Source organism: Janibacter anophelis NBRC 107843, from assembly GCF_001570945.1.
GTDB lineage: Bacteria > Actinomycetota > Actinomycetes > Actinomycetales > Dermatophilaceae > Janibacter > Janibacter anophelis.
Window position 1 is genome coordinate 16,345 of sequence record NZ_BCSQ01000010.1, and the last position, 26,306, is coordinate 42,650.

Genomic DNA, 26,306 nt, shown 5'->3' on the forward strand with positions numbered 1-26,306 from the left:
TGACGGCGCACACAAAGCCGAAGTCCGACACGACAACGTGAGCTGAGTACGAGGTCGCAGGGGGATGACGGCGCACACAAAGCCGAAGTCCGACACGACGACGTGACGTCGTCGGAGAACGAAGGGACTTCGGCGGGCGCCGGCGTCTCCCTTCGGCCGAAGGCAGGGGTCTCGAGGCTGGGCCTTCGCACCTCGACCACCGTGGGGCCAAAAGGGCGTGGGATCCTTGAGGGCGTGAAGCCACCTCGTACGTACCGCAAGGACACCTCGGCCGCTCCGCGCGGCTACTCCTCCTGGGAGGCGGCGGGACTGCTCTGGCTCGCGGAGGCGCAGGACGGCGGCGGCGCCCAGGTGGCCGAGCTGCAGGACGTCGACCTCGACCACATCGACCTGCTCCAGTACGACCCGGCGCCGTCGACCAACGTCCAGGCCGACGCGCTCGGGGTCGCGCTGGCCGCGACGCACGCGGCGGGCGCCCCGGCCTTCGGCGCACCGCCGGCGCGGTGGACCAGCCACGGCTTCATCGGGCCGGCCGAGTCGCCGCTGCCGATGCCGCTCGAGCCGACCGACTCGTGGGGGGCCTTCTTCGCCGAGCAGCGCATCCGCCACCTGCTGCGCATCGGCCGGGCCAACGATCTCTGGGAGGACGAGCAGGAGCTCTTCGAGCGGGTCGCGGAGCGCCTCGAGTCCGGTGAGTTCGACGACGGTCGACCGCCGGCGCGCATCCACGGCGACCTGTGGGCGGGCAACATCCTGTGGACCCGCAGCGGCGCCGTCCTCATCGATCCCGCCGCGCACGGGGGCCACGCCGAGACCGACCTGGCGATGCTCATGCTCTTCACCGCGCCGCACATCGCGCGCATCATCGCCGCCTACGACGAGGCGGCCCCGCTCGCCGAGGGCTGGCAGGAGCGGGTCGGCCTGCACCAGCTCTTCCCGGTCATGGTCCACGCGATCGTCTTCGGCGGGGGGTATGTCGCGCAGGCGACGGAGATGGCGCGCACCTACGCCTGACCGCGGGGCAGTCCGCAGCGCTCCCGGGCAGCGGTGCCCGCGACCCGGCAGCGAAGGGGGGGGCAGGCCCCCCCTCGTCTTGGGGGAGAACTCGGCAGACCCGTGCCCGTGCCGCTCCGTAGGTTGGGTGTCGTGACCAGCCAGACCATCTCCCCGCCCTTGGAGCGGATCAGCCTGCCGCGACGGTGGCTCGCCGGCTGGGGCAGCGTGCTGCTCCTTGTGACGAGCACCCTCACCTCGATCGCGGCGATGCTGCTCATGACCTTGGTCCTCGCCTCCGTGCTGCTCATCAGCGCCGGCGGCCTCGGGATCCTGCTGCTCGTGCCGCTCGTGTGGCTGTGCGGCCTCATCGGCCACGCCGAGCGCCACCGCATCGTCGCGCTCACCGGCCGACGCGTCGACCCGCCGCCGCGCCGCGTGCAGCCGCTGTGGCGGCGCCTCTTCCTCGACCAGCACTCCTGGCGCAGCACCGCATACCTGGCGCTCCACGCGATGTGGGGGACGATCGTCGGCTGGCTGACCCTCGCGGTCCTCGCCCAGGCGCTGCTGCTGATCTTCGTTCCGCTGCTCGGCAGCCGCATCCCGGACTCGGGCATCTCGATCTTCGGGCTCATCCGTATCGACGGCATCACCCAGCTGGCGGTCGCCTGGACGATCGCGCTCGTCACCCTCGTCGTCATGCCGCTCGTCGCCCATCTGCTCACCTCGGTCGACGTCATGTTCGCCCGCTGGCTCCTCGGCCGTGACGAGCGCAAGGTCGTCGAGCACCTCACGGCCCGCGTCGACACCCTCACCGACTCCCGCCGCGAGGCCGTCGACTCCGTCGAGGCCGAGCGCCGCCGCATCGAGCGCGACCTGCACGACGGGCCCCAGCAGCGCATGGTCTCCATCGCGATGACGCTCGGCATGGCCAAGGAGGCCATCCACCGCGACCCGGAGGGCGCGGCCCAGCTCGTCGACGAGGCACACCGCTCGGCCAAGGAGGCGATCGTCGAGATGCGGCACGTCGCCCGCGGCATCGTCCCGCCGATCCTCGCCGACCGTGGCCTCGAGGCCGCGCTGCCGGCCCTGGCCGCCCGCTCGGCCGTGCCCGTGCAGGTCGAGGTGCGCGACGTCGGCCGGCTCGACCCGACGACGGAGGCGATCGCCTACTTCGTCGTCAGCGAGGCGCTGACCAACGTCGCCAAACACTCCGGTGCCACCGGCGGGAGCGTCGTCGTGACCAAGGACGACGAGCGGCTCACCGCCGTCGTCAGCGATGACGGTCGCGGCGGCGCCGACCCGACGCGGGGCACCGGGCTGACCGGCCTGCGCCAACGGGTCACCGCGGTCGACGGCACCCTCGAGGTGACCTCCCCCGACGGGGGACCGACCACACTGACCGCGACCCTCCCCCTTCGCACCGGACGGAGCCTGTGATGACCGACGAGACCCAGACCGAGACTCGCACCAAGGTCGTGCTCGCCGAGGACTCCGTGCTGCTGCGCGACGGCATCGTGCGGCTGCTCGAGTCCGCCGGCTTCGACGTCGCGGCCGCGTGCCCCGACGGGGAGAGCTTCATCGCCGCCGTCGACGAGCACCGTCCCGACCTCGTCGTCGTCGACGTGCGGATGCCCCCGACCTTCACCTCCGAGGGGATCGTCGCGGCCCTCCAGGTGCGCGAGCGCCACCCCGAGATCGCCGTCATGGTCCTGTCGCAGTACGTCGAGGAGCAGTACGCGACCGAGCTCGTCGCGGCCCGGTCGAAGGGGGTCGGGTACCTCCTCAAGGACCGCGTCGCCGACACGAGCGAGTTCATCGCCGCGCTGCGCGACGTCGCGGCCGGCGGGACGGTGCTCGACCCGGAGGTCGTCACCCAGCTGCTCACCCGCGCGCGGCACGCCGACCCGCTCGCCTCACTGACCCCGCGGGAGCGCGACGTCCTCGGTCTCATGGCCCAGGGCCGGACCAACTCCGCCATCGGCAAGGAGCTCTACGTCTCCGACGGCGCCGTGGAAAAGCACGTGACCTCGATCTTCACCAAGCTCGACCTGCCCCCGGCCGACGGCGACCACCGACGCGTGCTCGCCGTGCTCCGCTGGCTCGACCAGGAGGACTGACCGATGACGACCACCCCCACCGCCCCTCTGCCGCCGCGTCCCGGTGAGCCCGTGGACCCGGAGCTGCGTGAGCGCTACCGCACCGACGCCTCCCGTGAGCGCGAGGCCCGTCGGGCCGAGGCGGCGCAGCAGGCGGCCGCGGCGCCCCCGTCGCGCACGCCCGTCGGCCCGATCCGGGTCATCGCCCTGCTCGTGACGGTGATGCTCGTCCTCTTCGCCGGCCTGGCGCTCGTCGGCCCGATGCTCAAGCAGTCCGCGACGCAGGAGCGCCCACTCGTCGCGTCGAGCCAGCTGAGCCTCACGGGCGAGGTCGGCGACCTGCGCGTGCGCACAGCCGAGCCCGGTGAGGAGCCGCGGGCGGTCATCACCCGCACGTGGGGCCTGTGGGAGCCGCGGACCTCCGTCACGAGCAACAGCGACGAGACCGTCCTGACCTCCAGCTGCCGGGGTCCCGGCGGTGGGTCGTCGTGCGAGGTCGACTGGCTCGTCGTCGTGGCGCCGGACACCGAGGTGAAGATCAGCCACGGTGTCGGCGCGGTCTCCCTCGAGGGGCCCACGGGTGACGTGGACATCGACATGGGTGTCGGCGACGTGACGATCACCGAGTCGGAGGCCCGCTCCGTGCGCGTCGACATGGGTGTCGGCACGTTCGACCACGAGTCGGTCGAGCCGCCGGAGAGCATCATCGCCCACCTCGGGGTCGGCGAAGCGGTCATCCGGGTGCCCGACACCGAGACCTACGACGTCGACATCCCCGGTGGTGCATCAGAGACGGTCAACAACATCGGCAGCGACAGCTCGTCGTCGCGCACGATCTCCGTGCAGAGCGGCGTCGGCGCGGTGACGATCGACCCGAGCTGAACCTGCCGCGCGCTGGTCCCGGCCGCAGGGGGCCGGGACCAGTGCCCGGGCTCAGCCGTCGACGAGGACCATGACGAGCGTGCGGGGGCCGTGGACCCCTTCGACGCGCTGCAGCTCGATGTCGCTCGTGGCGCTCGGTCCGCTGATCCAGGTCAGCGGCCGGGCGTCGCCGGCGTCGGGTCGCAGCCGGGCGACCGCGTGCGGCACGTCCTGGACCACCTGGTCGGCCCGTACGACGCACACGTGGGTGTCGGGCACGAGGGTCAGGGCCCGCCGGCCCTGGTCGGCCCGGTGGTCGAGCACGATCGTGCCGGTGACGGCGATGCCGAGCGCCGCCGCCGTGACGACGGCGTCGGTGGCGTCGAGGTCGGCGTGCGTGGGGGTGTCTGCCTCCCGGCGCACCCGGGCGACCTCCTCCGCAGCCGTCACCCACGCCGGGTCGAGCCCGTCGGGGACGACCACGCTGCGACACCCGTGGTCACGCAGCGCGGTCGCGATGGCGGCGGGGACCTCGTGGTCGGCCACCCGCACGACCTCCGCGCGGTAGTCGGCGACCATCTCGGCGAACTGCGTCAGCCCGTCGGCGTCGGCCGCCCCGCTGTCGGTCAGCTGCTCCCGCCGGAGCGACCCGGTCGGCGTGGTGACGTCCGTGGTCGCCCCGCGGACCCGGGCCAGGATCTCGTCGCGCGCGCTCATCGCCCGCCCTCCCTCTCGCGGGCCCACCACTGCCTGAAGGACTCCGTCGGCGGGGTGGGCAGGTCCCGCGCGTCCGTCCAGCCGCCGAGCCCAGGAACTGAGCGGATGGTGCGGTCGCCGATGACCCGACCGGCCAGGCCCGCGGCCCGTTGTGCACCGGCCAGGCGCTTGGGGTCGGACAGGACCCAGGCCGCGGCCCGCATCGCGGCGGACTCACCCGGGTGGCCGCCGGCCTCGGCGACGCGGCCCCGCAGCTCGACGAGCAGCTCGGGGATGTTGATCCGCACGGGGCACGCATCGAAGCAGGCGCCGCACAGGCTCGACGCGTAGGGCAGCGACGCGTCGATGTCGCTGCCCGTGCCGCGCAGCTGCGGGTTGAGCACCGCACCGATGGGGCCGGGGTAGACCGAGCCGTAGGCGTGGCCGCCGGTGCGCTCGTAGACCGGGCAGACGTTGAGGCAGGCCGAGCAGCGGATGCACCGCAGGGCCTCCCGCCCGACGGTGTCGGCGAGGACGTGGCTGCGGCCGTTGTCGAGGAGGATGACGTGCACGTCCTGCGGCCCGTCGCCGGCGTGGGCGCCGGCCCACATCGTCGTGTACGGGTTCATCCGCTCGCCCGTGCTCGAGCGGGGGAGCAGCTGCATCATCGGGGCGAGGTCGTCCCAGGTGGGCAGGACCTTTTCGATCCCCACGACCGAGATGAGCGTCTCGGGCAGGGTCAGGCACATCCGGCCGTTGCCTTCGGACTCGACGACGACGAGGGTGCCCGTGTCGGCGATCGCGAAGTTGGCGCCCGAGACGCCGACCTTGGCGCGCAGGAACTTTTCCCGCAGGTGCAGGCGTGCGGCCTCCGCGAGGCGGGCCGGGTCGTCGGTGAGGTCCTCGGGGGCCGGCCGGCCGACGGCGGCCATCTCGCGCAGGAAGATGTCGCGGATCTCGCTGCGGTTGCGGTGGATCGCGGGCACGAGGATGTGGCTGGGTCGGTCATGACCGAGCTGGACGATCAGCTCGGCGAGGTCGGTCTCCCACGCGTGGATGCCGGCCTCCTCGAGCGCCTCGTTGAGCTCGATCTCCTGGGTCACCATGGACTTGACCTTGACGACCTCCTCGACCTCCTTGGCGCGCACGATCTCCAGCGCGATCCGGTTGGCCTCCACGGCGTCGCGGGCCCAGTGGACCGTCGCGCCCTGGGCGGTCAGCGACTCCTCGAGCTGCTCGAGGTAGTCGGCGAGGTGGGTCAGGGCCTCGTCCTTGGCGTCGGCGCCGGCGACGCGCAGCGCCTCCCACTCCGGCAGCTCGCCGACGACCGCGGCCCGCTTGTCGCGGATCGTGTGCGTCGCGTGCCGCAGGTTGCGGCGCTGCTGGGTGTTGTCCAGCGCGTCGCGCGCGGCGTCGGGGAAGGCGGGCATCCCGACGAAGGTCGGGCTCGTCTGCTGCACGGGTCCGCAGTGCGTCTGCGTGCTCATGGGGCTCCTCCTGTGTCGAGGGTGCTCATGCTGGGTCCTCCTCGGTGCTCGCGAGGATCTCCGCCAGGTGCATCTGGCGCACCCCGGAGCGCTGGCGATCGAGCATGCCGCCGATGTGCGCGAGGCAGGAGTTGTCGCTGGCGACGAGGACCTCCGCGTCGGTCGAACGCACGTTGCGGCACTTGTCCGCGCCCATGGCGACGGAGACGTCGGAGTTCTTCATGGCGAAGGTTCCGCCGAACCCGCAGCACTCCGCGTCACCGGGAAGGTCGACCAGCTCGATCCCGCGGACGGCCCGCAGCAGCTGCAGCGGCTTGTCGCCGACCCGCAGCATGCGCAGCGAGTGGCAGGTCGGGTGGTAGGTGACGCGGTGCGGGAAGTACGCGCCGACGTCGGTCACGCCGAGGACGTCGACGAGGAACTCGGACAGCTCGTAGGTGCGGGGCGCGACCTGCTCCACGCGCTCGAGCAGCCGGTCCTCGCCGGCCCGTCGGGCGATCGTCGCGTGCTGCTCGCGCACCGACCCCACGCACGAGCCCGATGGCGCGACGATCGCGTCGTAGTCCTCGAAGACGTCGGCGAATCGCGTCACCATCGGCACGGCGTCTCGGCCGTAGCCGGTGTTGGTGAGGACCTGACCGCAGCAGGCCTGCTCCATGGGGAACTCCACGCGGCATCCGAGACGGTCGAGCAGGCGGACCGTTGCCTGGGGCGTCCCGGGCCACATCGTGTCGTTGAAGCAGGTGGCGAAGAGGGCGACGCGCAGTCCGGTGCGAGCGGTCGGGGCGGTCACGGGAGCATCCAGGACAGGACCGTCGACTGCAGACCGACGAGCAGGCACATCACGATGATCAGACCGACGCTCCATGGCAAGACCTTACGCAGGATCGTCGACTCCTGGCCGACAAGACCGACGGCCGTGGCCGCGATCGTCAGGTTCTGCGGGCTGATCATCTTGCCCACGACACCGCCCGAGGTGTTGGCCGCGACGAGCAGGGTCGGGTCGATGCCGGCGCGCTCGGCCGCGCTCTGCTGCAGCGTGGCGAAGAGCGCGTTGGCGCTCGTGTCAGACCCGGTCACGGCGGTGCCGATCCAGCCGAGCAGCGGGCTGAAGAAGGCGAAGGCGCTGCCCGTGCCGGCGATCCACGCGCCGATGGTGATCGTCTGGCCGGAGAGGTTCATGACGTAGGCCAGGGCGAGGACCGAGGCCACGGTGACGAACGCCCAACGCATCTTGACGGCCGTCTCGCGCATCTCCGTGGCGAGACCGGAGAACCCGATGCCGTAGGCGAGCGCGACGACGACGGCGCAGACGAGGAGCATCGTGCCCGGCGACGAGAGCCAGGAGAAGGAGTAGGTCGCGGACCCGTTGACCGTGCCGTCGTGGTTGAGCACCTCGCCGGCCAGCCCGGGCCACGGGATCTTGACGTTGGTCCCCGTGAGCCAGGTGTCGACGGACGGGACGAGCTTGGCGACGGAGAAGACGCCGACGACGAGGACGTAGGGGAACATCGCCCACGCGATCCGGCGCGGGGTGAGGGCCTGGGCCTGGGCGTCGAGCTCCTCGGGGGTGATCTGGTACTCGTCGGCCGCGCCGGCCGAGGGGCCGTCCGCGCCACCGCCGACGGTGGCCAGCTGCTTCTCCCGCTCGACCTGGAGCGACTCGGTGGCCTCGTCGCCACCACTCGGCTGCCAGACGCGCAGGAAGGCGACGGCGACGGCGAGGGAGACGAGGGAGGCGATGATGTCGGTCATCTCGACCGAGATCCACGTGGCGGAGATCCACTGGGTCACGGCGAAGGCGATGCCGATGACGACGGCCGCGGGCCAGGTCTGGCGGACCCCCCTTCGTCCGTCGACCATGAAGACGAGCAGCAGCGGGACGAAGATCGCGATGATCGGCGCCTGGTGGCCGACGTAGGCGCCGATCTCCTGGTACGGGATGCCGGTGAGGTTGCCGGCGGTGAGGATCGGGATGGCGATCGCGCCGAAGGCGACGGGGGCGGTGTTGGCGAGCAGCACGACGGTCGCGGCACGAAGGGGGGCGAAGCCGACGGCCATGAGCATCACGCCCGTGATGGCCACCGGGGCGCCGAAGCCGGCGAGTGCCTCAAGGAGCGCGCCGAAGCAGAAGGCGATGATGACCGCCTGGATGCGCGGATCGTCCGAGATGAGGCGGAATGTCGCGCGCAGGTCCTCGAAGTGCCCTGAGCGCACCGTGACCTGGTAGAGGACGATCGCCGTGAAGACGATCCACATGATCGGGAAGAGGCCGAAGACGGCGCCCTCGGTCGCCGCGAGGACCGCCAGCTGGGCGGGCATCCCGAAGAAGATCACCGCGACGAGGATCGCGACGGCCACGGCGGTCAGGCCGGCCCAGTGGGCCTTCCACTTCAGCACGCCGAGGGTGACGAAGATCGTCACGAGGGGGATCAGGGCCACGAGGGCGGACACGGCGAGGCTGTCCGCCACGGGTGAGATCTCTGGTGTGAATGCGGTCGGTACTGCGGCGAGCGTCGTCATCTCGTTCTCCGGGTGCACGTCGTCGGGCGGGGAGCAGGAATGGTCAGACCATTGCCGGGTGTCACGACGATAGGGCCACGGTGATGCCCCCGTCAATGGTCAGACCAAATCTTCCTGAAATGGTCTGACCTCATGGTCCCGGTCGATCGGCCGTGACATCCTGTGCTCGTGACAGATGGTGCCGGCACCGAGCGGGCCGCCTCGGGCCTCAAGGCCTACGAGGTCGTGCTCGAGTGGGTCGACGCGCGCATCCTCGACGGTCGGCTGTCCGTGGGGGACACGCTGCCCGCCGAGCGGGAGCTGGCCCGGATGCTCGAGGTCAGCAGGTCCGCGGTGCGCGAGGCGGTCCGCACGCTCGAGGCCCAGGGCGTGGTCCGCTCCGCCGTCGGAGCGGGTGCGGCCGGAGGCACGATGATCACGGCCGTCCCGAGCGGTGCCCTCGGGAGGCTGCTGCGGCTGCACGTGGCCCTGGCCAACTTCCCCCTGCCCGACGTCCTCGAGGTGCGCGTCGCCCTCGAGACCCTCAGCGTGCGCCTCGCGGCCACCCACGCGAGCCCGGAGCACCTCGCGGAGATGGAGGCGCTGCTCGAGACGATGGAGGAGTCCGGGATCGACCGGGAGCGGTTCAACGACTGCGACACCGCCTTCCACGTCATGCTGGCCCGGGCGGCCGGCAACCACCTGGCCCGCGACTTCACCGCCGCGATCCGCGAGTCGATGCGGCTGCCGATCCTCGACGCCTTCCGCACCGTCGGCGCGTGGGACGAGGTCGCCGATGCCCTGCGGGCCGACCACCGGACGATCTTCGAGGCCGTCAGGGCCGGTGATGCCGACCGCGCGGCCGTCGCCACCGAGGAGCACATCCGATCGGCGTGGCGCCTCATCACGGCCGACTGAGCGGCTGGCGGCCTGCATGACCGGAGCCGGGGCGCGCTACTTGAGGAACTTGCTCGTGCGCCGGTCGGCCAGCGGCTTGCCGCCGGTCTGGCAGGTGGCGCAGTACTGCAGCGACCGGTCGGCGAAGCTCACCTCGCGCACGACGTCGCCGCACACCGGGCAGTCCTCGCCGGTGCGTCCGTGGACCCGCATCCCCGACCGCTTGGCGTCCTTGAGCTCGGCGGCCGGCTTGCCCGAGGCAGCGGCGATTGCCTCGGTCAGGGTCGTGCGCAGGGCCGCGTGGAGGGTGTCGACCTCCTCGTCCGTGAGCGAGGACGCCAAGGCGAAGGGGGACAGCCGCGCCGCGTGCAGCACCTCGTCCGAGTAGGCATTGCCCACCCCGGCGATGAGCGACTGGTCGCGCAGCACCCCCTTGATCTGGGTCTTGCGGCCGGCGAGCAGCGCGGCGAAGGCCTCACGGTCCAGCTCGTCGGAGAGCGGGTCGGGGCCGAGGCTCGCCAGACGCTCGATCTCCCGCACGTCCCGGACGAGGTAGGCGGCCAGGCTCTTCTTCGTCCCCGCCTCGGTGACGTCGAAGCCGGAGCCGTCGACGAGGCGCACCCGCAGCGCGATGGGCGATTTGCCCGGTCGCAGCACCGTGCGGGGCAGTTCGTCGGACCAGCGGATCCAGCCGGCACGGGCGAGGTGCACCACCAGGTGCGTGCCGTCGCAGTCGATGTCGATGAACTTGCCGTGCCGATGGACGCCGTCGATCGGCGCACCCTCGAGAGCCTGCGGCGGCGGGTCGAAGGTCTTGAGCACGGAGAACGAGGCGAGCTCGAGACGCTCGACGGCCAGCCCGGAGGTGCGCTCGCCGAGGAAGTCGACGAGCCCCTGCACCTCCGGCATCTCAGGCACGCACGCCTCCGAGGGCCTGGCGCATCTGCTCGAGCATCGTCCACCCGTCGGCGGCGCGGCAGATCGGCAGCTCGACGCCGACGTGCTGCTCGTAGTCGTCGGTGGCGATCGGGGTGAAGTGGCTCAGCAGCTGCTCGGTCGCGGTGAGCACCCGGATGCCGATGGCGCGCACCCGGTCGGGGCGCTGCTCGGCGAACTCGCCGTAGAGGCTCGGGTCGTGCTGCCCGTCGTCGCCGATGAGCACCCACCGGATCTCGGGCAGCTCGCGGGCCAGGCGGTGCAGGCAGGCCCGCTTGTGGTCGCGGCCGGAGCGGAACCACCCCGTGTTGGTCGGGCCCCAGTCGGTCATGAGGAGCGGGCCGAGGGGGTAGCCGGCACGGCGCATGAAGCGGGTCAGCTGGGGCACCGCGTTCCACGCACCCGTCGAGACGTAGACGATCGGCGCGCCCGGGTGCTCGGCGAGCAGCTCCCGGTACATCGTCGCCATGCCCGGCACGGCACGTCGGGTGCCCTCGTGGCGGAAGAAGGTGTTGTACGCCGCGATCATCGGCCGCGGCATCGTCGTCGTGATGATCGTGTCGTCGATGTCGGAGACGATGCCGAAGGTCTGGCCCGGGTCGACGACGAAGACCGCCGCCGTCGTGTCGGCGGCACGGGGCGAGGCGATCTCCACGTCGTGCCAGCCGGGCGCCAGACCGTGGTCGGTGATGGTCAGGTCGAGCAGGCCCGAGCGGTCCGCGCGGGTGCGGAACTCGCGCTCGCCGATGCGCACGGTGACCGGCTCGTCACTGGCCGGGGTGGTGAAAAAGCTGCGCCACCCCCTTCGCTCGCTGTCGGCGGTGCGCAGCTCGAGCCACGTCGCGCGGGCGTCGGCGGCGGCCGGTGCGTAGGGGCGCCGGGTCATCAGGACGCGGCCGAGGACGCGCACCCTGTCGGCATTGCCGTAGCCGGTGAAGGTGAGCACGCGGGTGCCCCAGCCCCGGCGGCGCATGGCCCCGGCGACCTGCCGGTGCCACGCGTCCTCGAGGATCGCGGCTGCATGTGGTCGCGGCATGGTCCGAGCCTAGTGGTCGGTCGGCGGCGATCGTCGCCGCACCGGGGCCTCTCTGGCAGAGTGACGCCGGACGAAGGGAGTGCACGCGGTGGCTGTGCAGGAGGCGGGGGACGAGGTGGTGGACCTCGTGACGATGGGGTGCGCGTGGACCCTCGACCTGTCGGCGCTGCCCGCGGCTGCCGCCGCCGAGATGCGCGCCCGCTGGGGGCGCTGCGCCGCCCTCGCGGCCGACCCGACGACCCTGCTGCTCGACGACGAGCCGCACGTGCTGCGCGTCGGGCTGGCGGGCGACGGGACGGGAGCCACGGTCGTCGCCGGCGACCTCGAGCGCCTGCCCTATGTCCTCTCCCGCGAGATCACCCGACTGGGCCTGACCCGGCTGCGCGGCCGCGTGACCCTGCTGCACGCCGCGGCGCTCGCCGACGCCGACGGCCGCGCGGTCGTGCTCGTCGCCCCCTCCGGAGGCGGCAAGTCGACGGCGACCTCGGTGCTCGGCCATCGGCTCGGCTATGTCACCGACGAGTCGGTCGTGCTGCGCGGCGACGGGCGGATCGCGCCGCACCCCAAGCCGCCGTCGCTGATCATCGACCCCGCCGAGCGGTGGCACAAGGCGGAGCCATCGCCGGACGAGTCGGGTCTGGGCCCGACCCCGCCCGCGCCGCGGATCGCCGCCCTGCTCACCCTCGCCCGCGACCCCGCGGTGACCACCTCGCGGATCGAGCCGGTCGGGCTCGTCGACCAACTGCTCGCCGTGCTCCCGGAGACCTCGTCGACGTGGTGGCTCGACGACGGCCTCGACCGCCTCGCCCGCGCCGTGACCGCCGGTGGCGCGCCCGCGCGGCTCGTCTACGCCGAGGTCGACACCTGCCACGAGCTCGTCGCCGAGCACCTGGCGCAGGCCGCTCGCGTGGAGCCGACCTGGGAGCACCTGCCCCCGCGCCCGCAGGAGCGCCTGCCCCGCGACGAGGAGGGCTCCGCACCCGAGCCCACCCCCCGGACTGCGCATTCCCCCGGGGAAATGCGCACGGATCAGGCCCCGCCCCGGGTGGTCCGGGCGCCGTGGTCGGACGCGATCGCCTGCGACGGCGAGGTGCTCGTGCTCGCCGGGGCACGCCCCCTTCGCCTGGCCGGTCCGGGGGCCGTGGTCTGGCGGGCAGCGGGCGAACCGGTCACGGTCGCCGAGCTCACCGCCGCCGTCGTCGCGGAGCTCGGGGAGCACCCTGAGGCAAACCGGATCGTGGGCGTGTCGGTGGCCGACCTGCTCGACCACGAGGTGCTGCGGCGGGTCGTCTCACCCGCCCCGTGATGTCCGGGTCAGGCAAAAAAACCCCGGCGTCGCAAGAGTGTGAAGCTCCTGCGACGCCGGGGACGTCCTGCTGTGCGGTCAGTCGACCTTCAGCTCGCCCATCTCGTCCCAGCCGCTGCCCTCGACGGTGCGGCTGATGACGCGCGGGGTCTCGGTGATCGCCGGGCGCATCGACTCCATGGCCGCGGCGAAGTGGTCGCTGCCGACGTGGGCCGCGGCGGCGTCGTCCTGGAAGGCCTCGACGAGCACCCACTCGTCCTTGTTCTCCAAGCTCCTCGACCACTCGAAGAAGATGTTGCCCGGCTCGGCGCGCGTGGCCCGGGTGAACTCGTCCACGATCTCCGGCCACCGCTCGGTGTACTCGGGCTTGGTGCGGAACTTCACGACGATGAGGATCATGCGGCCACACTAGCGCGCGCCCGCCCACCGCACCTCAGCCCCGGACGAAGGGAGCAACCCGGTCCTTGGGCCGGCCGATGATCGCCCGGTCGCCCTTGATGACCACCGGGCGCTGCATGAGGCGCGGGTGCTCGACGAGGACGGCGACGACCTGCTCGACCGTCGCGACGTCGGCGTCGGTCAGGCCCTGCTCCTTGAAGAAGGAGTCGCGCCGCACCAGGTCGGTCGGCTCGTCCTCCAGCTTGCCGATGAGCTCGCGCAGGGCGGCCTCGTCGAGGGGCTCCTTGAGGTACTGGACGACCTCGGCCTGCACGCCGGCGGCGTCGACGGTCTCGATCGCGGCGCGGGAGGTCGAGCACTTCGGGTTGTGCAGCACGGTGACATCGCTCATGGGGCCAACCTAGTCCGCTGGCGCGTAGTCGACGACGACGGCCGCGTGGTCGCTGACCCGCTCGGGCCCGCTCGCCGGGCGGTCGGTGCCGGCGGCCACGGCCCGTCTCGCCAGGCCCGGCGTCGCGAGGTGGTAGTCGATCCGCCAGCCCACGTCCCGGTCGAAGGCGCCGCCCATCCACGACCACCACGACCACGGGCCGTCGGCGTCGGGGTGGACCGAGCGGACGACGTCGACGAGGGTGCGCGGCGAGAGGATCGAGCCGAACCACTCGCGCTCCTCGGGCAGGAATCCCTCGGACCGGTTGCTCGAGCGCCAGTTGGTGAGGTCCTGCCGGGTGTGCGCGATGTTGAGGTCACCGAGGAGCAGGAACTCGCGGCCGGCCGCTTTCGCCGCCCTGCGGGAGCGGTCGAGCTGCCGGGCGAAGGACGCGAGGAAGCCCATCTTGCGCTCGTAGCGCGCCCCGCCGTCGGGGGCCTCGCGCGCGTTGGGCTTCTGCAGGTGGGCGGGCAGGCCTCCCTTTGGCAGGTAGAGGGAGGCGATGGTCACGGGGGCGTCCGAGAGGTCGACCTCGATGTAGCGGCCCTCGGAGGCGAAGGGGGACAGCCCGCGCGCCATCGTCCCCGGCGGGGAGGGCTCGGTGTGCAGGTGCTCCTCGCCGGGAGCGCGCAGGAGCACCTCGCCGTCCCACGTGCGCACGGCCGCCGGGCGGGTGCGGGTGAGCACGGCGACGCCGTTGCGGCCGGCGAGGTGACCGGGCTCGTAGGCGAGGTGGTACCCGCCGAAGACCCCGCTCGGCAGCTGCTCGGGCGGGCAGCGGACCTCCTGGAGGGCGACGACGTCGGGGTCTCGCTCGGCGAGCCAGGCCTCGAACCCACGGCGTTGTGCTGCCCGGATGCCGTTGACGTTGAAGGTGGCGACGCGCATGGGTGGTGCGGTGCTCCGCTCAGCCGTCGATCGCGGCGAGGTCCGCGGGGGTGGGCGCTTCGCTGATGTCGGCGTGCTCGGGGTGCTTGGTCAGCCACTTCTTGACGTAGGGGCACACCGCGACGACCGTCAGGCCCTCCTCGCGGGTGGCCTTGATCGCCTCGTCGACCACGATCCCGGCCAGGCCCTGCCCGCCGAACTCCTCGCCGATCTCCGTGTGGAAGAAGACCCGGCGCCCGTCGTGGTCCACGAACTGGGCGAACCCGGCCACCTCCCCTCCGCTCGTGATCTCGAAACGCTCGGGGTCGCTCTGCCGGCTCACGGAAGTGCTCATGGCCCCACCCTCCCACGCGTCCCCCGTGTGACTCCCTTCTCACCTGCAGAACGCCCACGACCTCACGCCCCGCGCCCGGTTACCGTGAGGCGCGGACCCATGCCCGCCACCCGAGGAGAACGCATGTCCGCCTCTGCGCTGCACCCCAACTTCCAGGACCACTTCGACGAGGTGATCGCCCGCAACCCGGGGGAGACCGAGTTCCACCAGGCGGTCTACGAGGTCATGCAGTCCCTCTCGCCGATCGCCGGTCGCGTCGACGAGTACGCGCAGTGGTCGATCCTCAAGCGGATGTGCGAGCCGGAGCGGCAGATCATCTTCCGGGTGCCGTGGGTGACCGACTCCGGTGACGTGCAGATCAACCGTGGGTTCCGCGTGGAGTTCAACTCCGCGCTCGGTCCGTACAAGGGCGGGCTGCGCTTCCACCCGAGCGTCAACCTCTCGATCATCAAGTTCCTCGGCTTCGAGCAGGTCTTCAAGAACTCGCTGACCGGCATGCCGATCGGTGGCGGCAAGGGTGGGTCGGACTTCGACCCCAAGGGCCGCTCCGACCAGGAGATCATGCGGTTCTGCCAGTCCTTCATGACCGAGCTGTACCGCCACATCGGCGAGTACACGGACGTCCCCGCCGGTGACATCGGCGTGGGCGGACGCGAGCTGGGCTACCTCTTCGGCCAGTACAAGCGGATCACCAACACCTACGAGTCCGGCGTCCTCACGGGCAAGGGCCTGTCGTGGGGCGGGTCGCAGGTGCGCACCGAGGCGACCGGCTACGGCACCGTCTTCTTCGCCCAGGAGATGCTCAAGGCGAAGGGCGAGTCCCTCGACGGCAAGAAGGTCGTCGTCTCCGGCTCCGGGAACGTCGCGATCTACGCCGTCGAAAAGGTCCACCAGCTCGGTGGCACCGTCGTCGCGGTCTCCGACTCCGGCGGCTACGTCGTCGACGAGGGCGGCATCGACCTCGAGCTCCTCCAGGAGATCAAGGAGGTGCAGCGCGGTCGCCTCACCGACTACGCCGAGGCGAAGGGGGGATCGACACGCCACATCGCCGACGGCACCATCTGGGACGTGCCGTGCGACGTCGCCCTGCCGTGCGCGACGCAGAACGAGCTGTCCGAGGAGCACGCCGCGACGCTGGTCAAGAACGGCGTCAAGCTCGTCGCGGAGGGCGCCAACATGCCCTGCGTCCCCGGCGCGATCGACGGCTTCCGCGAGGCGGAGGTCCTCTACGCCCCGGGCAAGGCCTCCAACGCCGGCGGCGTCGCCACCTCCGCGCTGGAGATGCAGCAGAACGCCAGCCGCGACTCGTGGGGCTTCGAGGAGACGGAGCTGCGCCTCGAGGAGATCATGCGCGACATCCACGACAACTGCATCGCCACCGCCGAGGAGTTCGACAGCCCCGGTGACTACGTCGCCGGCGCCAACCTCGCGGGCTACATCAAGGTCGCCGACGCGATGGTGGCGCAGGGCGTCATCTGATCGAGGTCGAAACCCCACCCCGCGACAAACTGTGGCTGGCCACACCTGGTGTGGTCAGCCACAGCTCGTGGTGTGGCTGACGCTCGGGACTGTGGCTGGCTGAGACCACTCACCCCACGCTGGTCGAGGTGCGAGTTCGCGCAGCGAGCAAGCCTCGAGACCAGGCCCGAGCGCACTCAGTCGTGGCAGTGGCAGGGGCAGTCGTCCTCCTCGTGGTGCACCAGCGCGAAGGGGGAGCCCAGCGCGAGTGAGATCAGGGCGACGCAGTGCGGGTTGTCGCAGATCTCGAAGCGCCCCTGTTCGTGTGCTCGCAGCAACTCGGTGGCGGCGAGCATAGCTGCGGCTTCCAGGGCGCTGAGCTCGGGTGAGTACAGCCGGGCGCGAAGGGCGGTCAGCTCGGCGGTGTGGTCGGGGGCGGAGCGGTCGGCAGGGTCACAGTGCGTCATGGCCCCACCGTGAGCTGCGGACGAAGGGGGCGTCAGCTCCCTGCGTCGGGATGTAGCTGAACCGCAGCTTCGATGTCGAGCAGCCCGTACCCGTACACATGGGCAGACAGCACATCGACTTCTCGACGCTCGTTGCCGAAGAACGCGCCCACCCGGCTGATGACCCTCGGGAAGGGCTTCTCGCGGGCTCCGCCGTCCCGCTTCCAGTTCGAGTTCGGCACGATGAGGAAGAGGTGCTGGACGTCGCCGGCGATGTGGGCCTTCCACATGTCCTTGAGGTCATGGTTGTTGTTGACCGTCCCGCCGCGCTCCACTTCTGCCATGACGCCCCGCCCTGACGAGAGTGGGAAGACGAAGTCTGGCCGGGCCCGCGTGACCAGTCCGTCCTGAGGAGTGAGGACGACCTCCTCACCGAAGCCCAGCTCGTCTTTGAGGACTTCGGACACGATCGCCTGGATCGCGGAGCTCTGGGCCCCGACGACGTGCGCCTGGTTGATCGCGATCTCGCGCTCCTCCAGCTCCTGCCGCAGGTGCTCCGCGAGTGTCCCCACCCGGTCGACCTCGACGCGCTCTTGCGGCGTCAGCGAGTTCTTCGCGAAGGAGCGCATCTGGATCGGCATGGCCACAGCTTGGCACCCTCCCCGCGCTCAGTGGTCCGGACCCACCCCCTGCGCCCGCTACAATTGACGAAGCAGCCGCCCAGTTCTGCAGCGTGCTGCTCCTCTTCTTGCAACGATGCCATCGCGCCGCGACCGCCCCTGCTCCGTGCAGGCAGGCACCCGCGCCGGGCAGAACCGAAGCATCATGACTCCGTCTGGAGCCCTTTTTTCGTGACGACCACGACCTTCGCCGACCTCGGCGTGCCCACCGCCCTGACCTCCGTGCTGGAGCAGCAGGGCATCACCACCCCCACCCCGATCCAGGCGGCGACGCTGCCGGACTCGCTCGCCGGCCGCGACGTGCTCGGCCGCGGGCGCACGGGGTCGGGCAAGACCTTTGCCTTCCTCCTGCCGCTCGTCGCGCGCCTGGTCGAGTCCGGCACCCGCCGGCAGTCCAAGCGTCCCCGCGCGCTGATCCTCGCCCCGACCCGTGAGCTCGCGATCCAGATCGAGGACTCGCTCACCCCGCTCGCGCAGGCCGTCGGGCTGCGCAGCCGCACCGTCTTCGGCGGCGTCGGCCAGAACCCCCAGGTCCAGGCCATCGCCAAGGGCGTCGACGTCGTCGTCGCCTGCCCCGGCCGCCTCGAGGACCTCATGGGCCAGGGCCACGTCGACCTGTCCTCCGTCGAGGTCACGATCCTCGACGAGGCCGACCACATGGCCGACCTTGGCTTCCTCCCGGGCGTCAAGCGCATCCTCGACAAGACCCCGCGCGGCAGCCAGCGGATGCTCTTCTCCGCCACCCTCGACGGCGCGATCAACCAGATCGTCAAGCGCTACCTCGAGCAGCCCGTGACCCACGAGGCCGACTCCGCGCAGTCGCCGGTCGCGAAGATGACCCACCACGTCCTGCACATCAAGAACGCGGACCACCTGCCTGTCCTCACCGACCTCGTCGCCGCGCCGGGCCGCAAGGTCGTCTTCACCCGCACCAAGCACCGCGCGAAGAAGATGGCCCGCCAGCTCAACGCCGCCGGCGTCCCCGCGGTCGAGCTGCACGGCAACCTCAGCCAGAGCGCGCGCACCCGGACGATGGAGGCCTTCCACTCCGGCACCGCGCAGACCCTCGTCGCGACCGATATCGCCGCCCGCGGCATCCACGTCGACGACGTCTCGCTCGTCATCCACGCCGACCCGCCGGTCGAGCACAAGGCCTACCTCCACCGCTCCGGCCGCACCGCGCGCGCCGGCGCCGAGGGCACGGTCGTCACGCTCATGACCGACGAGCAGGTCCGCGACGTCAAGGACCTCACCCGCAAGGCGGGCATCAAGCCGACGACGACCCGCGTCTCCGTCGGCCACGAGCTCCTCGGCGAGCTGGCCCCGGGCGAGCGGTCCTTCCCCGGCGCCTTCGTCCCCGACGTCCCGCAGCAGGGCAACGGCGGAGCGAAGGGGGGTTCCCGCGGCGGCGGTCGCGGCCGGTCCGGCGGTGGCCAGGGTGGTCGTGGCGGCCAGGGTGGCTCCGCCCAGGGTGGCCAGCGTCAGCGCGGTGAGCGCGGCGGCGCCGGTCGCAACCGCAACGGTGGCGGCTCCGGGCAGGGCCGCTCCGGTGGTCAGGGCGGTCAGTCCCGCGGCGGCAACGGCGGTCAGCGCCGTGGCGGTCAGGGTGGCGGCAGCCGTCAGGGCGCCAGCCGCGGCGGCAGCGTCGTGGCCTTCAGCTCGAGCAGCACGGGCCGCTCCCGCTGACCCACAACTGAGCGGAGCTGGGTCGACGCCCCCGGCACCTCATCCGAAGAACCAGCACGCCATTCGAAGAAGGAGCGCGACCAACAGGTCGCGCTCCTTCTTCGATTCACCAGCTCTTGAGCGGGCCCGCCGCTCACCCCAGCCCTCAGCCGAAGATCGCCACCGTCTGCCGGCTGATCGCGACGAGCCGCCCGTCCGGGTGCCACACCCGAGCATCGGTGTGCGCGTAGCCGCCCTCGGCGGTGTCGGTGCGCACCGAGTAGGCCCAGTGCGTGTCGGGCTCGGCGGTGACGTCGTCGACGATCTCGAGCGTCCACGTCATGCTGCTGCCCGGCTTGAGCTCGGAGAGCATCTGCACCACGGCCGGGGGCCAGCAGTCGACGAGCGTGACGAAGTGCCGGATGTCGAAGGTCGGCGGCGCCTGCCGGAAGCGCATCCACCCGTCCATGTGCGACGTCGACGCCCCGGAGTAGGGGAAGCCGCCGTCGGCCAGCCGCATCTCAAGGTGCTGGAAGAAGTCGGGCGTCATCCCGGCGATGTAGGGCAAGGGCTCGATCGTCTCCGGGGCCGCCATCTGCGGCGCCTCGGCGGTCGCAGCCACGCTGATCGCCGACTCGCGCGGCGCACCGAAGGCCCCGAGCGCGACCGCCACCGGCGCGCCCTCCTGCCGCAGGGTCCCGAGCACCTGGGTGGCGCTCTTGCCCGAGCGCAGCACCTCGACCTCAGCCTGCGCGGCACCGGGCACCACCGGCGCGACGAAGTTGACCGTCAGGCTCCGCAGCGACGCCGCCTCGGGCACGTGCGGCAGCATCGCCGACACGAGCAGCCCGCCGACGAGCCCACCGAAGGTGGCCCGGCCCTGGCCCCACCCCCCTTCGACGTGGACGTCGCCGGTCGCCGCTTGGTCGAGCATCTCCTGCATCTCCATGAGCGTCACGATAAGCCGGGGGGAGGCCTCCCCATCGCCCGGCCGCCGGCCACTCCGTATGGTCGTCGCAGACACCACGGACGAAGGGGAGGCATGGCACCGGTTAGCGAAGGCGCCGACACCACGCGACTTGGCCAGATCGCCGGTCAGCTGCGGCAGTCCGCGGACGTGACCCGCACCGTCGGGCTCACCGGCAGCCAGCTCCTGACCGTCCTCGCGGAGTCGTGGATGGGGCCGGACATGGAGCAGTTCCAGGCCGAGTGGTCGTGGATGCGGCCGCAGGTCGACGCGGCCGCGGACCTGCTGAGCCGGCTCGAGCAGGAGCTGCAGCGCCAGGCCGACGACCAGGACGCAGGGAGTGCCGGCACCGGACCTGCCGGCGCCGGGCCGGCGCGTGCGTCGGGGCCAAGCCAGCCCGAGCCGGAGGACGACGCCGCCCCGTACATGCGGACCGGCCTCATCGACCGCATGCTCGGCGGCCTCGCGAGCGTGGGGCTGTGGGGTGACGAGCCGGTGACCTCCGTGCCCGAGGAGCACCGACCCGTCGACCCCGGCGTCGACGGGGTCACCCTCCCCGAGGGCGCTGACCCCGACTCGGCGGTCGTCAAGGAGCTCATGGCGTCACCGCGAGGGCGCGAGACCCTCAACTGGATGGCGGAAAACGGCGTGAAGATGGGCGACCCTAAGGGGTCGGGCGCCGCGTACAGCCCCGCCAAAAACACCATGTACGTCAGCGATTCCGGGGACGCGGGCTCGGTCATCCACGAGGCGAGCCACGCCCAGTGGGACGTCGAGGGACAGTCGGTCGACCCGACGACGGTCTCCCAGGAGGAGTACGTCCAGACCTCGATCGACAACGAGACCGAGGCCACGACGGAGGGCATCTACTACGACAAGGAGATGCGGATGCGCGGCTACCCGGTCGAGCAGAGCGCCGCCGAGGTCAACTACGACGGGGCCTACAACGAGGCGATCGAGGCCGGCAGGACGCCGGAGGAGGCGGACGCCGCGGGGCGCGAGCGAGTGCGTGAGATGTTTGTCGAGGGCGAGGACGGGTTCGTCGAGTTCGAGACCTCCACCACCAGCGAGGGCTACGAGGAGTACTACGCCGACCAGTGGGCCGAGGCCAACGGCTAGGCCACGGGGAGGCGCAGACCGCCGGGTCAGCCGCGCAGGATCGCGGCGTATCCCTCGCGATAGGTCGGGTAGCGCAGCTCGACCCCCGCGGCCCGCAGGCGCGCGTTGCGCATCCGCCGCCCCGTCGGCGTCTGCACGCCGGTCGGCGCCGGTCGCGCGATGCCCAGCTCGTCGGCGACGAGGTCCCGAACGTCGCCCGCGGACGCCGGCTCGTCATCGGTGCCCACGTAGAGGGCCGCCGGCTCGGCCGGGATCGTCAGCAGGTGGGTGATCGCGGTGGCGGCGTCCTCGCGGTGGATCCGGTTGGTCCACCGGCCCGGGTCGTGGTTTTCCCCGTCGCGCACCCGCTGGACGAGTCGCCCGCCCGGCCGACCGTAGAGCCCGCTGAGTCGCAGCACCGTGCCGTGAGGCAGTGCCTCGTGGAAGAGCGCCTCCGACTCCAGCAGGATCCGCGGCCGATCCGACTGCGGCGCCACGTCGGTCGTCTCGTCGAGATCGCCCTCGAGCCCTTCGTAGACGCTCGTCGACGACACGAGCACCGCCCGCCGGGGAGTGCCCGCGCGCAGCACCGCCTCGAGCCCGTGCCGCACCGCGTCGACATAGGTCGTGCGGTAGCCGCCGGGGTCGCGCCGGTCCGGGGTCATCGTGATGACGAGCAGGTCGGCGGGCAGGTCGGGCACGTCCCCGGCCGCGAGGTCGGCGGCTACGCCCCGGATGTGCGGCGGCAGGGCCGTGACCGTGCGACGCACCCCGGTGACGTCCACCCCCTTCGTCTGGAGGGCGGTGCCCACGCGGGAGCCGAGGTCACCGCACCCGAGCAGCGCGGCGCGAAGGGGGGCAGCATCCGTCTTCACCGGACGATCGTGCCACGGTTTCCGAGGGGAGTGCTCCCCGTCGCCACCGCGCGGCCGGACTCGTAACCTGTCGAGGACGGACGACGAAGGGGGACCGATGACGGTCAGTCACGGTGCGGACACCGAGCGGCTGGGTGCGATCGTGGGGGAGTTGCGCCAGCTGTCGCACACCACGGGGACCATCGGGCTGAGGGGCACCCAGATGCTCACCGTGTTGGCCGAGGCATGGCAGGGGCCGGACGTGGAGGCCTTCGCATCGGACTGGGACCTGGCGCGCCAGCAGCTCGACGCGTCGAGCGGCCTCCTCGAGCGGATGGGTGCCGACCTCGCGTGGCAAGCGGGCGACCAGACTGCGGCCAGCGCCGGCGCGACCAGCCGGGCCGGCGGCGGGGGAGCGGCGGACAGCCCGGAGCTTGAGGACGAGCGCAATCACTTCCAGAGGTTCCGCGACAACCTGACGGGTCGCAGTGCCGTGCGCGACGTGCCGGACGACGAGGCGCCCGTCGACCCGGGCGAGGGCAATGTCGACCTCCCCGAAGGCGCCGACCCGGACGAGAAGGCCATCAAGGAGCTGCTCGAGACCCCGCGGGGACGGGCGACCCTGCAGTACCTCGCGGACAACGACATCAGTATCCGCTTCGACGATGACGTCAAGGGCGCCTACTACTCCCCTGACCACGACGTCATGGTGCTCGGGAAGGGCTACCAGAGAGCGTACGCGATCATCCACGAGGCATCGCACGCCGAGTGGGACGTCGAGGGCGAGGCGGGAGATGTCCAGGAGATGGGGCGGCAGGAGTACGTCGACACCCAGCTCGACAACGAGACCGAGGCCAATGTCGAAGAGATCTACTACGCCAAGGAGCGCCGCATGTCCGGCGAGAGCGTCGGCCGGGACGGGATGGAGCGGGCGTACGACAAGGCGTACAACGAGGCGATCGAGGACGGTGAGAGCGAGGACGCTGCCGACGACGCAGGTCGCGCAGCCGTGCGCAAGCGCTACGAGGACGGCGAGGTCGTCACGAGCACCGACGGCAAGACCTATCCGGAGTACTACGAGGATGGCTGGCGCAAGGCCAACTGAGGTACGCCCCCGGGCTCAGCGGGCCTGCGGGACCGGCAGGTTGGCCTCGACGACGACCAGCCGGTCGGTGACGGAGCCGTCGGTCCGGACGACGACGTCGTGGCGCAGCAGGTCACCGTCCGTGACGGTCCACAGCGTGACCTCCCAGGGGCCTCCACCCGTGGCGGTCGGCGCGGTGATGACGCGCGCCAAGTCGCGGGTGAGGTCTGCGATGCGCTCGCGCTGGGTGTCTGTCGGGTGGGGCAGCCAGCGGATGTCGTCGACGGAGCCCAGTCGGGTGTAGCCCAGGCCCATGTCGCGCGTCGCGTCCGAGTGGACCCCGGCGAGCTCGGCAGCCTGGGCGGCGTCGCGGACCTGCGCCCCCTCGATGACCTGCGCCCAGTGCTCCTGGTGGCCGCTGAGGACGCACGTCTCGCCCGTCGTCGGCTCGTGCCCGAGGAACCAGCGCAGCGGGTGCGCTGTCCCGTCGTGGGTGACGTCGACGACCTGCCAGGGTCCGAGCGCCTCGACGGGGACGGGCGTGGCTCGGGTGTGGCTCGACCGGATCATCGTGGCGATGCCGGGGTTGCGCTCGTCGAGTCCTGCGGCGATGGCGTCGAGCATGGATGCCCTCCTGAGGGTGCGGGGGTGCCGTGGCTTCCATCGTCGCATCGCCAGGACACCTAGGGTGAGGTCATGACGCGACCTGACCCGCTCGCCCTGTGGGAGCAGACCTCCCAGGACCTCCTCGCCGTCCTGCGTGACCTCAGCGACGCCGACTGGGACCAGCCTGCGCTGCCCGGCTGGACCGTCCGCGACGTGCTGGCCCACCTCGCGCACCTCGAGTCGGAGGCTGCCGGCATGCCGCAGCCCGACGGTGGGCGCGTGGATCTCGAGGCCCGGGCCAACCAGCCGATGTCGACGGACATCACCGAGACGGGCGTCGCGGCGCGCCGGGGACGCTCTGCCGCACAGCTGCTCGACGAGTTCGAGACCGCGTGCGCGCGTCGCCGCGAGGCCCTCGCCGACCTCGACGTCTCGGACCCGCGGGCGCTCGCACCGGGCTTCGCCGGTGAGATCGGCTGGGACATCGCGACGTGGCTGCGCAACCGGCCCATCGACCTGTGGGTGCACGAGCAGGACGTCCGCAGGGCGACCGGGCGCCCCGTCGTGACGAGCAGCGCGGGTGCCGCTCACGTCGCCGGGATCATGACCAAGGTCTTCCCGATGACCCTGCGCCGGCTGCCCACGGGCACCGCCGTCGTCGCGCACATCTCCGGCCCGCAGGGTCGCGTGCTCGCCGCCCGGGTGGGCGACGACGGGAGGGCGGCTCCCTTCGACCCGAGCGAAGGGAGCGACGTCACCCTCGAGATGGACGACGCCACCTGGCTGCTGCTCACCGGCGGTCGGCTCGACCCGGCCGACGCCGACGTCACCGTCACGGGGGACGAAGGGACGGCGGCCATCGTGCTCGGGCGGTTCAACGTCACCCCCTGATCCGCGACGGCCCCTGAGGAGCGAGGCCGCCCGCGGGCCGGGCGTCTCGAAGGGTCGTGACCTCCCCCGGATCGCGAGGCGTAGCGTGAGCCTCATGGAGTACCGATACCTCGGCAACAGCGGTCTCAAGATCAGCGAGATCGCCTACGGCAACTGGCTCACCCACGGCTCGCAGGTCGAGGCCGACGCCGCGACCGCGTGCGTCCGCGCGGCCCTCGACCACGGCATCTCGACCTTCGACACCGCCGACGTCTACGCCAACACCAAGGCGGAGACCGTCCTCGGCGAGGCCCTCAAGGGGCAGCGGCGCGAGTCGCTCGAGATCCTCACCAAGGTCTACTGGCCGACCGGCCCGGGCGGCCACAACGACTCCGGCCTGTCGGCCAAGCACATCCGCGAGTCGATCGACGGGTCGCTGCGCCGCCTGCAGACCGACTACGTCGACCTCTACCAGGCGCACCGCTTCGACACCGAGACGCCGCTCGAGGAGACGATGCAGGCCTTCGCCGACGTCGTGCGCCAGGGCAAGGCGCTGTACATCGGCGTCAGCGAGTGGACCGCCGACCAGATCCGCGAGGGCCACCGGCTGGCCAGCGACCTCGGCATCCGGCTCGTCTCCAGCCAGCCGCAGTACTCGATGATCTGGCGGGTCATCGAGGACGAAGTCGTCCCCACCTGCGAGGAGCTCGGCCTGTCGCAGATCGTCTGGAGCCCCGTGGCCCAGGGGATCCTCACCGGCAAGTACCAGCCGGGTCAGCCCCTGCCCGAAGGGAGCCGCGCCGCCCACGAGGAGGTCGGCGGCTCGATCTCCGGGCGGGTCGGCAACGACGCCCTGCTCACCGCGGTCCAGGGGCTGCGGCCCATCGCCGACGCGGTGGGCCTGTCGATGGCCCAGCTCGCCGTCGCGTGGGTGCTGCAGAACCGCAACGTCGCCGCGGCCATCATCGGCGCCTCCCGCCCGGAGCAGGTGGAGGAAAACGTCGCGGCGTCCGGCGTGACGCTCGAGCCGCAGGTCCTGGCGCAGATCGATGCCGTCCTCGGCGAGCACGTCGAGCGCGACGCCGGCCTGACCGAGGCCAACGCGCCCAAGCGTCGCCCGAGCTGACCGCGGGGGCGGCCGGGCTCACCCCTGCCCGGCCGCCCACTCCCGCACCCGCGCCGCCGACTCCTCGTCGGACAGGTCCTCGATGCGGGTCATGACGGCCCAGCGCAGCCCGTGCGGGTCGCGGATCGAGGCGAAGCGGTCGCCGGAGACGAAGTCGGCGAGCGGCTCCCGGACCGTCGCGCCCGCGGCCTGCGCCTCGGCGACCACGGCGTCGACGTCGGGCACGTAGAGCGCGATCGAGGAGCAGACGACGTCGTCCTCGTGGGGTGCGACGAGACCGAAGTCCGGCATCGGGTCGGAGATCTGCAGCCGGCCCCGCCCGAAGTCGAGCGTCGCGTGCGCGACGAGCGTCCCTCCCTTCCCGTCCGGCATGTGCGTCACGTCGACCGTGCGCGCGCCGAAGACCCGCTCGTACCACGCGATCGCGCCCTGAGCGTCGTGCACGGTGTGGAAGGGGGTCAGGCTGGTGAACCCGTGCGGCACGCCCTGGTCGGTGTGCCGGCCGGTCGCTGCGGTGGTGGTGTCCATGGGCACGACGCTAGGCAGCCCGAGGGCGGGACGCTTGAAGATCTGCGCCAACCTCGTGGG

At 71.9% G+C, this 26,306-nt stretch carries 28 protein-coding genes; 12 read left to right on the top strand and 16 right to left on the bottom strand.

The features are described 5' to 3' along the window. Window positions 1-234: 234 nt before the first annotated feature. The 4 genes from JAN01S_RS03965 to JAN01S_RS03980 all read left to right on the top strand — a co-directional run bounded on the left by JAN01S_RS03965 (window position 235) and on the right by JAN01S_RS03980 (window position 3,974). Window positions 235-1,014, top strand: coding sequence for a fructosamine kinase family protein (locus JAN01S_RS03965; RefSeq protein ID WP_068314031.1), 780 nt, complete (start codon window positions 235-237; stop codon window positions 1,012-1,014). A 132-nt stretch (window positions 1,015-1,146) separates the two neighbouring features. Further along, a complete protein-coding gene (locus JAN01S_RS03970) occupies window positions 1,147-2,433 on the top strand; it encodes a sensor histidine kinase (RefSeq protein WP_068314034.1) in 1,287 nt (428 codons plus the stop codon). Beyond that, window positions 2,433-3,113, top strand: coding sequence for a response regulator (locus JAN01S_RS03975; RefSeq protein WP_068314037.1), 681 nt, complete (start codon window positions 2,433-2,435; stop codon window positions 3,111-3,113). Before JAN01S_RS03970 ends, JAN01S_RS03975 begins: the two co-directional genes overlap by 1 nt. A gap of 3 nt (window positions 3,114-3,116) precedes the next feature. Next, the gene (locus JAN01S_RS03980) at window positions 3,117-3,974 is read left to right on the top strand and encodes a hypothetical protein (RefSeq protein ID WP_068314040.1); all 858 of its coding nucleotides are present in this window, start codon (window positions 3,117-3,119) and stop codon (window positions 3,972-3,974) included. 51 nt (window positions 3,975-4,025) lie between these two features. On the opposite strand, the gene JAN01S_RS03985 is transcribed toward JAN01S_RS03980, so the two are convergent. Genes JAN01S_RS03985 through JAN01S_RS04000 form a run of 4 tightly spaced genes read right to left on the bottom strand, consistent with a single transcriptional unit; the run spans window position 4,026 to window position 8,659 of the window. Next, window positions 4,026-4,670: a LutC/YkgG family protein gene (locus JAN01S_RS03985; RefSeq protein ID WP_068314043.1), complete on the bottom strand. Its 645-nt coding sequence runs from the start codon at window positions 4,668-4,670 to the stop codon at window positions 4,026-4,028. After that, the gene (locus JAN01S_RS03990; protein WP_068314047.1) at window positions 4,667-6,136 is read right to left on the bottom strand and encodes a LutB/LldF family L-lactate oxidation iron-sulfur protein; all 1,470 of its coding nucleotides are present in this window, start codon (window positions 6,134-6,136) and stop codon (window positions 4,667-4,669) included. The genes JAN01S_RS03985 and JAN01S_RS03990 overlap by 4 nt, the downstream gene beginning before the upstream one ends. 25 nt (window positions 6,137-6,161) lie before the next feature. Continuing rightward, a complete protein-coding gene (locus tag JAN01S_RS03995) occupies window positions 6,162-6,929 on the bottom strand; it encodes a (Fe-S)-binding protein (RefSeq protein WP_244884746.1) in 768 nt (255 codons plus the stop codon). After that, window positions 6,926-8,659, bottom strand: coding sequence for an L-lactate permease (locus tag JAN01S_RS04000; RefSeq protein ID WP_068314176.1), 1,734 nt, complete (start codon window positions 8,657-8,659; stop codon window positions 6,926-6,928). The genes JAN01S_RS03995 and JAN01S_RS04000 overlap by 4 nt, the downstream gene beginning before the upstream one ends. Before the next feature lie 168 nt (window positions 8,660-8,827). Here JAN01S_RS04000 and JAN01S_RS04005 point away from each other — a divergent pair, with 168 nt between their 5' ends. Beyond that, on the top strand, window positions 8,828-9,556 hold the full coding sequence (locus JAN01S_RS04005) for a FadR/GntR family transcriptional regulator (protein ID WP_068314179.1): 729 nt from the start codon (window positions 8,828-8,830) through the stop codon (window positions 9,554-9,556). A 36-nt stretch (window positions 9,557-9,592) separates the two neighbouring features. Here JAN01S_RS04005 and JAN01S_RS04010 read toward each other — a convergent pair whose 3' ends face one another. Both JAN01S_RS04010 and JAN01S_RS04015 read right to left on the bottom strand, forming a co-directional pair. Further along, on the bottom strand, window positions 9,593-10,453 hold the full coding sequence (locus tag JAN01S_RS04010) for an Fpg/Nei family DNA glycosylase (protein ID WP_068314050.1): 861 nt from the start codon (window positions 10,451-10,453) through the stop codon (window positions 9,593-9,595). Further along, on the bottom strand, window positions 10,446-11,507 hold the full coding sequence (locus tag JAN01S_RS04015; protein WP_068314053.1) for an App1 family protein phosphatidate phosphatase: 1,062 nt from the start codon (window positions 11,505-11,507) through the stop codon (window positions 10,446-10,448). Before JAN01S_RS04015 ends, JAN01S_RS04010 begins: the two co-directional genes overlap by 8 nt. A gap of 88 nt (window positions 11,508-11,595) precedes the next feature. Here JAN01S_RS04015 and JAN01S_RS04020 point away from each other — a divergent pair, with 88 nt between their 5' ends. Next, complete coding sequence (locus JAN01S_RS04020; RefSeq protein ID WP_157075588.1) at window positions 11,596-12,813, top strand: amino acid adenylation domain-containing protein; 1,218 nt, start codon at window positions 11,596-11,598, stop codon at window positions 12,811-12,813. A gap of 78 nt (window positions 12,814-12,891) precedes the next feature. Here JAN01S_RS04020 and JAN01S_RS04025 read toward each other — a convergent pair whose 3' ends face one another. From JAN01S_RS04025 to JAN01S_RS04040, 4 genes are read right to left on the bottom strand one after another with little or no spacing between them, the layout of a single operon-like run. Next, window positions 12,892-13,212: a putative quinol monooxygenase gene (locus tag JAN01S_RS04025; protein ID WP_068314059.1), complete on the bottom strand. Its 321-nt coding sequence runs from the start codon at window positions 13,210-13,212 to the stop codon at window positions 12,892-12,894. Window positions 13,213-13,246: 34 nt separating this feature from the next. Then, on the bottom strand, window positions 13,247-13,603 hold the full coding sequence (gene arsC, locus JAN01S_RS04030; protein ID WP_068314062.1) for an arsenate reductase (glutaredoxin): 357 nt from the start codon (window positions 13,601-13,603) through the stop codon (window positions 13,247-13,249). A gap of 9 nt (window positions 13,604-13,612) precedes the next feature. After that, window positions 13,613-14,530 (bottom strand): exodeoxyribonuclease III, encoded by a 918-nt coding sequence (locus JAN01S_RS04035; RefSeq protein ID WP_068314065.1) that lies wholly within the window; start codon window positions 14,528-14,530, stop codon window positions 13,613-13,615. Window positions 14,531-14,549: 19 nt separating this feature from the next. Further along, window positions 14,550-14,864, bottom strand: coding sequence for a GNAT family N-acetyltransferase (locus JAN01S_RS04040; protein ID WP_068314068.1), 315 nt, complete (start codon window positions 14,862-14,864; stop codon window positions 14,550-14,552). Window positions 14,865-14,987: 123 nt separating this feature from the next. On the opposite strand from JAN01S_RS04040, the gene gdhA reads away from it, so the two are divergent. Next, window positions 14,988-16,343 carry an NADP-specific glutamate dehydrogenase gene (gene gdhA / locus JAN01S_RS04045; protein ID WP_157075589.1) on the top strand — a complete coding sequence of 452 codons (1,356 nt, stop codon included), beginning with the start codon at window positions 14,988-14,990 and terminating at the stop codon, window positions 16,341-16,343. 176 nt (window positions 16,344-16,519) lie between these two features. Here the strand turns inward: gdhA and JAN01S_RS04050 are convergent, their stop codons facing one another. Together JAN01S_RS04050 and JAN01S_RS04055 are read right to left on the bottom strand one after the other, a co-directional pair. Beyond that, the gene (locus JAN01S_RS04050) at window positions 16,520-16,789 is read right to left on the bottom strand and encodes a hypothetical protein (RefSeq protein ID WP_068314071.1); all 270 of its coding nucleotides are present in this window, start codon (window positions 16,787-16,789) and stop codon (window positions 16,520-16,522) included. Window positions 16,790-16,821: 32 nt separating this feature from the next. Further along, complete coding sequence (locus JAN01S_RS04055) at window positions 16,822-17,409, bottom strand: hypothetical protein (RefSeq protein WP_068314185.1); 588 nt, start codon at window positions 17,407-17,409, stop codon at window positions 16,822-16,824. A gap of 210 nt (window positions 17,410-17,619) precedes the next feature. Between JAN01S_RS04055 and JAN01S_RS04060 the strand changes: the two genes are divergently transcribed. After that, the gene (locus tag JAN01S_RS04060; protein WP_068314074.1) at window positions 17,620-19,134 is read left to right on the top strand and encodes a DEAD/DEAH box helicase; all 1,515 of its coding nucleotides are present in this window, start codon (window positions 17,620-17,622) and stop codon (window positions 19,132-19,134) included. 145 nt (window positions 19,135-19,279) lie between these two features. On the opposite strand, the gene JAN01S_RS04065 is transcribed toward JAN01S_RS04060, so the two are convergent. Beyond that, window positions 19,280-20,062 carry an acyl-CoA thioesterase gene (locus JAN01S_RS04065; RefSeq protein WP_068314078.1) on the bottom strand — a complete coding sequence of 261 codons (783 nt, stop codon included), beginning with the start codon at window positions 20,060-20,062 and terminating at the stop codon, window positions 19,280-19,282. Window positions 20,063-20,155: 93 nt separating this feature from the next. On the opposite strand from JAN01S_RS04065, the gene JAN01S_RS04070 reads away from it, so the two are divergent. After that, a complete protein-coding gene (locus JAN01S_RS04070) occupies window positions 20,156-21,199 on the top strand; it encodes a WXG100 family type VII secretion target (RefSeq protein ID WP_068314081.1) in 1,044 nt (347 codons plus the stop codon). A gap of 26 nt (window positions 21,200-21,225) precedes the next feature. Here the strand turns inward: JAN01S_RS04070 and JAN01S_RS04075 are convergent, their stop codons facing one another. Further along, window positions 21,226-22,053, bottom strand: coding sequence for a Rossmann-fold NAD(P)-binding domain-containing protein (locus JAN01S_RS04075; RefSeq protein WP_157075590.1), 828 nt, complete (start codon window positions 22,051-22,053; stop codon window positions 21,226-21,228). Between the two features lie 97 nt (window positions 22,054-22,150). Between JAN01S_RS04075 and JAN01S_RS04080 the strand changes: the two genes are divergently transcribed. Continuing rightward, window positions 22,151-23,137, top strand: coding sequence for a WXG100 family type VII secretion target (locus JAN01S_RS04080; RefSeq protein ID WP_068314084.1), 987 nt, complete (start codon window positions 22,151-22,153; stop codon window positions 23,135-23,137). A 15-nt stretch (window positions 23,138-23,152) separates the two neighbouring features. On the opposite strand, the gene JAN01S_RS04085 is transcribed toward JAN01S_RS04080, so the two are convergent. Then, entirely contained in the window at window positions 23,153-23,740 is a 588-nt protein-coding gene (locus JAN01S_RS04085) for a hypothetical protein (RefSeq protein WP_068314087.1), read from the bottom strand. A 72-nt stretch (window positions 23,741-23,812) separates the two neighbouring features. Here JAN01S_RS04085 and JAN01S_RS04090 point away from each other — a divergent pair, with 72 nt between their 5' ends. Both JAN01S_RS04090 and JAN01S_RS04095 read left to right on the top strand, forming a co-directional pair. Beyond that, complete coding sequence (locus tag JAN01S_RS04090; RefSeq protein ID WP_068314090.1) at window positions 23,813-24,613, top strand: maleylpyruvate isomerase family mycothiol-dependent enzyme; 801 nt, start codon at window positions 23,813-23,815, stop codon at window positions 24,611-24,613. A 94-nt stretch (window positions 24,614-24,707) separates the two neighbouring features. Next, a complete protein-coding gene (locus JAN01S_RS04095) occupies window positions 24,708-25,718 on the top strand; it encodes an aldo/keto reductase family protein (protein WP_068314093.1) in 1,011 nt (336 codons plus the stop codon). Between the two features lie 18 nt (window positions 25,719-25,736). On the opposite strand, the gene JAN01S_RS04100 is transcribed toward JAN01S_RS04095, so the two are convergent. After that, window positions 25,737-26,246 carry a VOC family protein gene (locus JAN01S_RS04100; RefSeq protein ID WP_068314190.1) on the bottom strand — a complete coding sequence of 170 codons (510 nt, stop codon included), beginning with the start codon at window positions 26,244-26,246 and terminating at the stop codon, window positions 25,737-25,739. Between the last annotated feature and the right edge of the window lie 60 nt (window positions 26,247-26,306).

What these genes read in the sequence shown, in the direction of transcription:
- JAN01S_RS04050 (WP_068314071.1), bottom strand. Translation starts at nt 16,789, where the DNA reads ATGACGCACTGTGACCCTGCCGACCGCTCCGCCCCCGACCACACCGCC.
- JAN01S_RS04025 (WP_068314059.1), bottom strand. Translation starts at nt 13,212, where the DNA reads ATGATCCTCATCGTCGTGAAGTTCCGCACCAAGCCCGAGTACACCGAG.
- JAN01S_RS04080 (WP_068314084.1), top strand. Translation starts at nt 22,151, where the DNA reads ATGACGGTCAGTCACGGTGCGGACACCGAGCGGCTGGGTGCGATCGTG.
- JAN01S_RS03975 (WP_068314037.1), top strand. Translation starts at nt 2,433, where the DNA reads ATGACCGACGAGACCCAGACCGAGACTCGCACCAAGGTCGTGCTCGCC.
- JAN01S_RS04055 (WP_068314185.1), bottom strand. Translation starts at nt 17,409, where the DNA reads ATGCCGATCCAGATGCGCTCCTTCGCGAAGAACTCGCTGACGCCGCAA.
- JAN01S_RS04085 (WP_068314087.1), bottom strand. Translation starts at nt 23,740, where the DNA reads ATGCTCGACGCCATCGCCGCAGGACTCGACGAGCGCAACCCCGGCATC.
- JAN01S_RS04000 (WP_068314176.1), bottom strand. Translation starts at nt 8,659, where the DNA reads ATGACGACGCTCGCCGCAGTACCGACCGCATTCACACCAGAGATCTCA.
- gdhA (WP_157075589.1), top strand. Translation starts at nt 14,988, where the DNA reads ATGTCCGCCTCTGCGCTGCACCCCAACTTCCAGGACCACTTCGACGAG.
- arsC (WP_068314062.1), bottom strand. Translation starts at nt 13,603, where the DNA reads ATGAGCGATGTCACCGTGCTGCACAACCCGAAGTGCTCGACCTCCCGC.
- JAN01S_RS03990 (WP_068314047.1), bottom strand. Translation starts at nt 6,136, where the DNA reads ATGAGCACGCAGACGCACTGCGGACCCGTGCAGCAGACGAGCCCGACC.
- JAN01S_RS03985 (WP_068314043.1), bottom strand. Translation starts at nt 4,670, where the DNA reads ATGAGCGCGCGCGACGAGATCCTGGCCCGGGTCCGCGGGGCGACCACG.
- JAN01S_RS04015 (WP_068314053.1), bottom strand. Translation starts at nt 11,507, where the DNA reads ATGCCGCGACCACATGCAGCCGCGATCCTCGAGGACGCGTGGCACCGG.
- JAN01S_RS03980 (WP_068314040.1), top strand. Translation starts at nt 3,117, where the DNA reads ATGACGACCACCCCCACCGCCCCTCTGCCGCCGCGTCCCGGTGAGCCC.
- JAN01S_RS04090 (WP_068314090.1), top strand. Translation starts at nt 23,813, where the DNA reads ATGACGCGACCTGACCCGCTCGCCCTGTGGGAGCAGACCTCCCAGGAC.
- JAN01S_RS04095 (WP_068314093.1), top strand. Translation starts at nt 24,708, where the DNA reads ATGGAGTACCGATACCTCGGCAACAGCGGTCTCAAGATCAGCGAGATC.
- JAN01S_RS04070 (WP_068314081.1), top strand. Translation starts at nt 20,156, where the DNA reads ATGGCACCGGTTAGCGAAGGCGCCGACACCACGCGACTTGGCCAGATC.
- JAN01S_RS04040 (WP_068314068.1), bottom strand. Translation starts at nt 14,864, where the DNA reads ATGAGCACTTCCGTGAGCCGGCAGAGCGACCCCGAGCGTTTCGAGATC.
- JAN01S_RS04100 (WP_068314190.1), bottom strand. Translation starts at nt 26,246, where the DNA reads ATGGACACCACCACCGCAGCGACCGGCCGGCACACCGACCAGGGCGTG.
- JAN01S_RS04065 (WP_068314078.1), bottom strand. Translation starts at nt 20,062, where the DNA reads ATGGAGATGCAGGAGATGCTCGACCAAGCGGCGACCGGCGACGTCCAC.
- JAN01S_RS04035 (WP_068314065.1), bottom strand. Translation starts at nt 14,530, where the DNA reads ATGCGCGTCGCCACCTTCAACGTCAACGGCATCCGGGCAGCACAACGC.